This window comes from Bacillus sp. JJ1127 (assembly GCF_036965845.1).
Taxonomy (GTDB): Bacteria; Bacillota; Bacilli; order Bacillales; family Bacillaceae_G; genus Bacillus_A.
This window is the reverse complement of sequence record NZ_JBALQK010000095.1, coordinates 499-8,325: the sequence shown is the minus strand read 5'-3', so window position 1 is coordinate 8,325 and position 7,827 is coordinate 499. Positions and strand designations below refer to the sequence as shown.

Here is a 7,827-nt window from a genome sequence, read left to right as displayed (position 1 = left end):
CTGCATAGCAGGGATTTAGATGCCGAAAAATGAAAATGGATTTATATAGCTTTGAGAGAAAAATATTGTAGAAAAGTTCCATATACAACGAGTATTTAACAACAATATCATTTAAAAAAGAGCAATACGAAAATAAGCTGTCAGGAAAGGCCTGACAGCTTATTTTATATGAATTATTTTTTCTCTGTGTCTGCTTTTGGAGTCTCAAAGATATCTTTTAAGTCTTTATCTTCAATCTTCACATCAGCTTTTTTCACTTCTTTTGTGATAAGGTCACTCATAAATTGAGGATCTTGAGATTTTTTCGCAACAAGATCTTTTTTAATATCACCTTTTGCTTGATCGAAAGTTTTTTCTTGTGGTTTAATATCTGTTACTTTAATGATGTGGTAACCGTATTGTGTTTTCACAGGGTCACTTACTTCATCTTTTTTCAATTTATAAGCAGCATCTGTAAATTCTGGTACCATTTTACCTGGTCCGAAGTATCCAAGATCTCCGCCTTTATCTTTTGATCCTGGATCTGTAGAGTATTCCTTCGCTAAATCTTCGAAAGATTTACCTTGTGCAAGTTCATCTTTCACTTTTTTCGCAGTTTCTTCATCTTTTACAAGAATGTGACTTGCTTTAATTTCAGGTTTATAATTATCTTTTAATTCTTTGTCAGTGATGCTCTGTTCAATCGCTTTTTCTGTTGCTAATTGAGCGCGAACACTATTTTTTAAAGTATCTTCTTTAATACCTTGTTGCTTTAATAGTGTTGCAAATTGGTCACCGTACTGTTTTTTGAATTCATCATATTTCTTGTCGACTTCTTTGTCATCGACTTTGTAATTTTTAATCATTACCTTTTCGACAACCATATTACGTAAAACTTGTTTACCTGCTTGTTGCTTCATTGTTGTATAAAGTTCTTCTTTTGTGATGTCACCAGCTTTAGAAGTTACAATTTTATCAGATGTTCCACATGCTGATAAGGCAAGTACACTGGTTGCGGCTAAGGCAAGTATAGCTTTCTTCATTAAATAAACACTCCTACTATTATGTATTTTTAATTTATCCTGCACAAATGAACAGTTTCCTCATTTTAGATGATATTTTGTCCAAAAGAGCCCGATTAAGTCTCACTGGTCTTCTGCCTTCTTATTATGTAAAAGCATACTTAACAGGGCCTACCGAGGCTGAGGATAAAATGTAGATAAAGGTAATTTTATTTTATAGTATGGGCAATATGTACAAAATTTAATATATCATATTTTGAAGCCTTTTCCTATTGATAAAGAAAAATTGCCCATTTATTGAGGGGAATTGTCAGATTGAGAAGAGAGTACCTTATTTAGGCGAATGTGCATATAAAGGAAATAGGAGGGGATAGGGGAATGAATTCATCGCTTATTTTATTACTTGTACTGTTTATTTTATTGGTTATAGTAGGTATAATTTGTTTATAGAGGAAAAAAGTGAGGAAGGTGCTTCCCTTCCTCACTTTCCGTGAAATATAATTTCTATATAACTAGAAATTAATAGAATCGTAATACATACATTCATCATCCGAAAAACGCCCGGTTGGCGGCTCGCGGATATTTGCTTTCGCTCACACAGTGTGTGCGTCATGAAATTCGTGTAGAATAGAACAATAAGTGCAAATGTGACGAAAATGATTTCTATAAGAGTCACGAGGAGATACCTCCTTTTGGCCAAAATACATATGCTTTATATATTGTATCATACGATATTTTGTTCGTGTTATAAAATTCAGAAATAGAAGACTTTGGTTAGAAAGAGAGGGAGAAAATGGACGTTGTAAAAAGACTAGAACAAGCTGAATATTATGTAGAACTTCTTTTTCAAATGATCGACGAAGATAAGTGTCCATTTTATTCTTTAATTATAAAGAAAAAGGCACGTAAAAAGGATATCGAACGCATACTAAATCTTTGCGAACAATTGAACGAACAATACATAGCAGAGAAAAAAGAGGGCTTACTTTTGTTTGATGCTCTTTTGGATCAATTTGAAAAAGCGCTTCCACATCAGCTCGAAGTAAACGAAACTGCGGAAGCGCTAGCAAAACAAGGCTTATTTCAGCCAATTATGGAAGAATTTATACGCATGATAGCGAAAAGATAATCTGTATTATTTTTTAATTAATTTTTGATCGTGTTCCGTGAAATTTTCCTCAATACTATCTAGTGATTTCTCAAAAATATCGATAAAGTCTTGACCATAAACATTTCTTAAAATTGCGATTAATTCGATATTTTCTGGAAATTTCCCATAAAAATTGCGAAGGGCAAGAGCGCCATTAAAGACCGAATTACTTTCAGGGTTATACTCCTCCATTAATTGTAGCAATAATTCTTCCCCTTTTTCAGTAATTTCAATATACGTATTTCGTTTATCGTCTTCTTTTTTTGAGAATACAAGATACCCGCGCTCTTCAAGTTTTTTAGAAAAGTTAAATGCCGTTGATACGTGCATAACGCCAAACTTTGCAATCTCAGAGATAGAAGCCCCTTTTAAATGATAAGCGATTGATAAAATATGATGCTCATTAATGTTTAAATCATATGGCTTAATCCACTGTTGCCAATCTTTCTCTACACATTTCCATAACGCTTTCGATAATTGAGCAATGCGTTGACTAAAAATCATTGCTTCTTTTACCGTGTAATCTTTTTCTCCATTTTTCATATACTCACCCACTTTTTACATTCTTATTCATTAGTATCTATTATGCCAGTAAAATAAAAATTAATAAAGTCTTTTTGTGAGAATTGTGAAAATTTTTCGGAAAAATAACAATTGGCGGTCAATAAAGAAAATTTGTAAACGCTATATGATAAAGTGTAGTACTGTGTATGGGGGATATGAAGGGGTGAAAAAAGATAGAAGAAAAATGCTGTAAATGAATAATTTTCACGAATCTCTATTTTTCCACGTAATAGAGAAGATATAGATATAAAATGTTTCATTACAAATTATGAGAAATTATGTATTTTATTTATCATTTATTGAATATAAATTGAATAAAATTACAAGCGATATATCTTCATATTATGGGGATTTATTGAAGAGATAGGGAATGGAGAGGTATTTGAAAAATCGTCTTCTCTACAGAATATAAGAGAAGACGACTTCAATTTTAATGCATATTTAGCTTCTGATTTCGAATCGCCTGCTTTCTAGGATTCACATCGCTGAATAAAGAAGTAATTGAAGATCTAATTGCTCGGATGAATAAGGAATTGTTACATAAGGGCGAGTAAGGTGTAAATAAAAAACACGCCACAAGTATAAGTGTGGCGTGTTTTAGGCTTGTTTTACGCTTTTTCTGGAACTGCTTGTTGCAATTTTTCAATTGATTTTTGAATGTCTAAAATCTCTTGTTCAATGTGGCGTTTGTTTTGAGAAATATCTTGCTTCCATGTAGAAAGTGTATCTTGCATATCATCTTTCAGTCCTTGAAAGACTTCTTTGCCTTCTGAAGCTGTTTCAACAATTTGACGTTTTAATAATTTTGTATCAGCCGTAATATCAGCTAGCGTCTTTTTAATATCATTTCCTTTTTCTTTTAGTTTGCTACGCATAACTTTACCAGAAGAAGGAGTAGAAAACAGAACGGCTAGTCCAGCGACAGCTCCGCCGCAAATTATACCTGTTACAAAGGATTTAGCTTTTGACATAAAAGGAAACCTCCTTATTTTTTGTTCATATTCATGATGTATAAAACAGTGCATATGCTTAAGACAAGGGGGGAGAAAAGTGAAAATCATGACGACCATTTGTTTTGCCCTAAGTCTTTTCTTTCTTGCGCGCGCTATGCATTTACTGTTATTTGTAAAGCAAAAAAGATCATATCCTCCAGCATTTTGGGTTAAGAAACAAGCCATGCAGTATATTGCATTTGGAGGAGTAGGCTTGTTATGTACATTTGTTTTTTATATGTTTCGATAGTGCTGTGTACAATTTGTACAAAATAGAGAGTATTCTTACTCTTAATCTTATTTTACACTATTTGCAATGGTACTTGCGATATTTTGTAAATTGTCCATCGTATATTCATTTTGGTTTGATTTCCAAACGAGTCCAAAACTATCGTTTTCGCCGTAGCGTGGAATTAAATGAAGGTGGAAGTGGAATACAGTTTGTCCAGCTTTTTCACCATTGTTATTTAATAAGTTAAAGCCGACTGGATTAAATTCCGATTTAATCGCATTTGCGATTTTAGGAACGACAGAAAAAATATGGGATGCAATTTCTGGCGTTAAAGCAAAGATATCTTGCTTGTGTACTTTTGGAATAACAAGTGTATGTCCTTTTGTTACTTGACTGATATCTAAAAATGCAAGCACATGTTCATCTTCATATACTTTTGAGCAAGGAATTTGTCCTTCAATGATTTTACAAAAAATACAATTATCTGCTGTATGATTCATTGTTCTCATCCTTTCAAGTAGTCTTAGCCGTATTTTACCATAATTACATAGGAGAACAAACACGAAAAACAGGAAGCTGGCTCAGCTTCCTGTTTTCTGAAGAGGGATTGAAAAAGCATTTTTTATAATTTACCGTTCACAGACACCTCATTTATTTAAGAAATGCATGGTAATTCGGCTAGTATTCTGCCGTAGACACCCCATTTTCAATGAAATGAAATTGCAATCTTTTATAAAATGAAATTGTTTATTTTATAAAACAGTATATACTCTCCTCGAGACACCCCGTTTCTAAAATGAAACAAATGATCTGACTTCGTGTAAATGTTTTTTGTCCATTATGGACACCCCATTTCATGATGATTTGACTAAGTTGTATTCATCAATTTGGTGGCTGCTTTTTCAATGTGTTCCTTCTTCATTCATTATGATGTCCCGTTTTGCAGGAGATATGTAAAGAAATTAATTTTTTTTTGAAGAAATTCGATACTATGAAGGATCTTTTATTTTTTGGTAAGATGAATATATACATTTTATTGAAGTATACGCTTTTCTAAAAGTGAATGAATATAACAAAGAAAGTGGTGTCATATGGAACAGTTATTACGTGTGGAAAATGTCACAGGAGGATATACGAAGCGACCTGTCCTGCAAAATGTTTCATTTTCTGTGAATAAAGGAGAACTTGTTGGTTTAATCGGTTTAAACGGAGCAGGAAAAAGTACAACGATTAAACATATCATTGGTTTAATGGAACCGAAAAAGGGCAGTGTTACAATTAACGGGAAAACGATTCGAGAAGATATGACCGCATATCGCTCTAGCTTCTCATTCATTCCTGAAACACCTGTATTATATGATGAATTAACGTTAGAAGAGCATTTAAAGTTAACAGCGATGGCATATGGTGTAGATGAAAAACAATATGAAGAGCGTGTCGGGCAATTATTACAAGAATTTCGAATGAAGAATCGTTTGAAATGGTTTCCCTCTCATTTCTCAAAAGGGATGAAACAAAAAGTGATGATTATGAGTGCGTTCCTTGTTGAACCGTCACTTTATATTGTTGATGAGCCTTTTGTTGGATTAGATCCGTTGGCGATTCAGTCACTGCTTCAAATGATGGACAAGATGAAAAAGAATGGTGCTGGTATTTTAATGAGTACTCATATTTTAGCGACAGCAGAGCGCTATTGTGATTCCTTTATTATTTTACATCAAGGTGAAGTAAGGGCGAAAGGAACATTATCGGAATTGCAGTCACAATTTCATATGCCTGGTGCAACGCTAGATGACATTTATATTGCGTTAACAAAGGAAGAAGATTATGAATAGCAGCGTATTATGGAAAGAACGATTTAGGCATTTTTTAAAAGAAGTTCGTACATATAGTAAATATGTGTTTAATGACCATTTGAAATTTATTTTCGTATTCATCATCGGAGCCGGTGCGTATTATTATCAGCAATGGTTACAAACGTTAACACCTTCGTTTCCGGCCGCGCTCGTTATGGCAGTTTTACTGGGGCTTGTATTAACGACAGGATCTATTCAAACATTATTAAAAGAAGCCGATCTTGTGTACTTGCTTCCAGTTGAAGAAAAATTAAAGCCGTACTTTACGAAGGCATTTCTCTTTACATTTATGATTCAGCTATATGTGATAGCAATTACAGCGGCTGCACTTGCCCCGTTATACTTCCAGCAAATGAAGCAAACAGGCGGGACTTACATATGGATTGTGGCCGCGCTTGTTTTAGTCAAGGCTTGGAATTTATTTGTAACATGGGAAAAATCATTTTTAACAGACCAAAGTGTGCAGCGAGCTGATTGGTTCATTCGTTTCATCTGTAACGGATTATTTGTGTATTTCCTCGTAGAACGTATGCCAGTCATTTATATGGGAGTTATTCTGCTTGTTATGGCTATATATATTGGTGTGATGCACCAAAAAGTAAAAGGAAAACCGATAAACTGGGAATACTTAATTACTGAAGAAGGCAAGAAAATGATGCTCCTGTACCGAATTGCGAATATGTTTGTTGATGTACCAGCATTAAAAGAACGAGTATCACGCAGAAAGTGGCTTGATTTTGTGCTTTCGATAGTTGGTGAAAAACGCACATATTTATATTTGTATACACGTACCTTTTTAAGATCGGGTAATTATTTTGGATTGTATATTCGCTTACTTGCTATTGGCGGTGTCATTCTTTACTTTATACCGTTTTTATACGGGCGTTTCATTGTAAGTATCGTATTTTTATATTTAATTGGTTACCAATTATTAAGCCTTTGGAAGCATCACCGCCTGAAAGTTTGGCTTGATCTATATCCAGTGGCTATAGAAGAAAAGAAAAAGGATTTCCTTAGCCTTTTAAATGCAATTTTATGTATAGGTAGTATTGTATTTACAATCGTATTTGTTTTGGCAACAAAAGATATGATCATGACTTGTGTTGTATTTGCTGTCAGCATCCTATTTAGTATTAGTTTTGTCTATCAATACGGTGCAAAACGTATCGAACGTTTAAGCTGAAAGGAATGAATTTATGACTGATTATGAAAAGAAGGTCATAAAAGAAGTGCAGCAGTGGAAACTTACAATCATGAAAAATTCTTCTATGATGACGCGGCTTTCCAAAAAGGTGCAAACGAAAGTGCAACAATTGATTCCGGAAAAAGTGCAAAATGTATTGACGGAAACAATTAAAAAGATGGTCCAAGGTATTAGTATAGGATCTCACTTTATAAAACCAAGGTTAAAAGAAACAAATTGGTCGCTCGAAAGAAGAGATGAAGAAGTTATGAAAAAAATGGATGAATATAAAAAGATTGGGGCAGCAGAAGGGGCAGGGACTGGAGCTGGTGGGTTTCTCCTCGGTCTTGCAGATTTTCCTCTTTTACTTAGCATTAAAATTAAATTTCTATTCGATGCAGCTACTGTTTATGGATTTGATACGAGTAAAGAAGAAGAGAGGCTTTTCATTCTCCACGTATTTCAACTTGCTTTTTCAAGTGATGATTATCGTAAAAAAATATGGAAAGCAATTGAAACATGGGACACGCAGAAAGAAAATCATATGGACTGGGAAAAATTTCAGCAAGAATATCGTGATTATATCGATTTAGCAAAGATGCTCCAGCTTGTACCAGTGATTGGTGCCCCGGTCGGAGCATACGCGAACTATCAACTATTGCAACGGCTTGGAGAAGTGACGATGAATTGTTATCGTATGCGGTTACTTCAGCAAAAGGGAGTATCGATTTGATAAAAGCTTTCACATTTTGTGAGAGCTTTTCTTTCGCTTTTTATCAATTACAATTTACTTAAACTATATATACATCAATTAAAAAACCGACATAAGGCCCCTCTTTTTAGATGGGA

10 protein-coding genes are annotated in these 7,827 nt (G+C 34.0%); 5 read left to right on the top strand and 5 right to left on the bottom strand.

The genetic code is table 11. From position 1 onward, the window contains the following. Positions 1 to 173: 173 nt before the first annotated feature. The gene (gene prsA, locus V7183_RS10745) at positions 174 to 1,022 is read right to left on the bottom strand and encodes a peptidylprolyl isomerase PrsA (protein WP_097899682.1); all 849 of its coding nucleotides are present in this window, start codon (positions 1,020 to 1,022) and stop codon (positions 174 to 176) included. 324 nt (positions 1,023 to 1,346) lie between these two features. Between prsA and V7183_RS25950 the strand changes: the two genes are divergently transcribed. Beyond that, a complete protein-coding gene (locus V7183_RS25950; RefSeq protein ID WP_328287636.1) occupies positions 1,347 to 1,451 on the top strand; it encodes a YjcZ family sporulation protein in 105 nt (34 codons plus the stop codon). Between the two features lie 31 nt (positions 1,452 to 1,482). Here V7183_RS25950 and V7183_RS10735 read toward each other — a convergent pair whose 3' ends face one another. Beyond that, the gene (locus V7183_RS10735) at positions 1,483 to 1,677 is read right to left on the bottom strand and encodes a hypothetical protein (RefSeq protein ID WP_097899681.1); all 195 of its coding nucleotides are present in this window, start codon (positions 1,675 to 1,677) and stop codon (positions 1,483 to 1,485) included. A gap of 117 nt (positions 1,678 to 1,794) precedes the next feature. Here V7183_RS10735 and V7183_RS10730 point away from each other — a divergent pair, with 117 nt between their 5' ends. Then, entirely contained in the window at positions 1,795 to 2,130 is a 336-nt protein-coding gene (locus V7183_RS10730; protein ID WP_097899680.1) for a DUF1878 family protein, read from the top strand. 6 nt (positions 2,131 to 2,136) lie between these two features. Here the strand turns inward: V7183_RS10730 and V7183_RS10725 are convergent, their stop codons facing one another. The 3 genes from V7183_RS10725 to V7183_RS10715 all read right to left on the bottom strand — a co-directional run bounded on the left by V7183_RS10725 (position 2,137) and on the right by V7183_RS10715 (position 4,439). Further along, the gene (locus tag V7183_RS10725) at positions 2,137 to 2,694 is read right to left on the bottom strand and encodes an HTH-type transcriptional regulator Hpr (RefSeq protein WP_097899679.1); all 558 of its coding nucleotides are present in this window, start codon (positions 2,692 to 2,694) and stop codon (positions 2,137 to 2,139) included. 629 nt (positions 2,695 to 3,323) lie between these two features. After that, positions 3,324 to 3,686 carry a YtxH domain-containing protein gene (locus tag V7183_RS10720; RefSeq protein ID WP_097899675.1) on the bottom strand — a complete coding sequence of 121 codons (363 nt, stop codon included), beginning with the start codon at positions 3,684 to 3,686 and terminating at the stop codon, positions 3,324 to 3,326. A gap of 318 nt (positions 3,687 to 4,004) precedes the next feature. After that, positions 4,005 to 4,439 (bottom strand): HIT family protein, encoded by a 435-nt coding sequence (locus V7183_RS10715; RefSeq protein WP_097899673.1) that lies wholly within the window; start codon positions 4,437 to 4,439, stop codon positions 4,005 to 4,007. Positions 4,440 to 5,030: 591 nt separating this feature from the next. Here V7183_RS10715 and ecsA point away from each other — a divergent pair. Genes ecsA through V7183_RS10700 form a run of 3 tightly spaced genes read left to right on the top strand, consistent with a single transcriptional unit; the run spans position 5,031 to position 7,711 of the window. After that, positions 5,031 to 5,774 (top strand): ABC transporter ATP-binding protein EcsA, encoded by a 744-nt coding sequence (gene ecsA, locus V7183_RS10710; protein WP_335359481.1) that lies wholly within the window; start codon positions 5,031 to 5,033, stop codon positions 5,772 to 5,774. Next, a complete protein-coding gene (locus tag V7183_RS10705; RefSeq protein ID WP_335359480.1) occupies positions 5,767 to 6,978 on the top strand; it encodes an ABC transporter permease in 1,212 nt (403 codons plus the stop codon). The genes ecsA and V7183_RS10705 overlap by 8 nt, the downstream gene beginning before the upstream one ends. 13 nt (positions 6,979 to 6,991) lie before the next feature. Continuing rightward, positions 6,992 to 7,711 carry an EcsC family protein gene (locus V7183_RS10700; RefSeq protein WP_335359479.1) on the top strand — a complete coding sequence of 240 codons (720 nt, stop codon included), beginning with the start codon at positions 6,992 to 6,994 and terminating at the stop codon, positions 7,709 to 7,711. Positions 7,712 to 7,827: the final 116 nt, after the last annotated feature.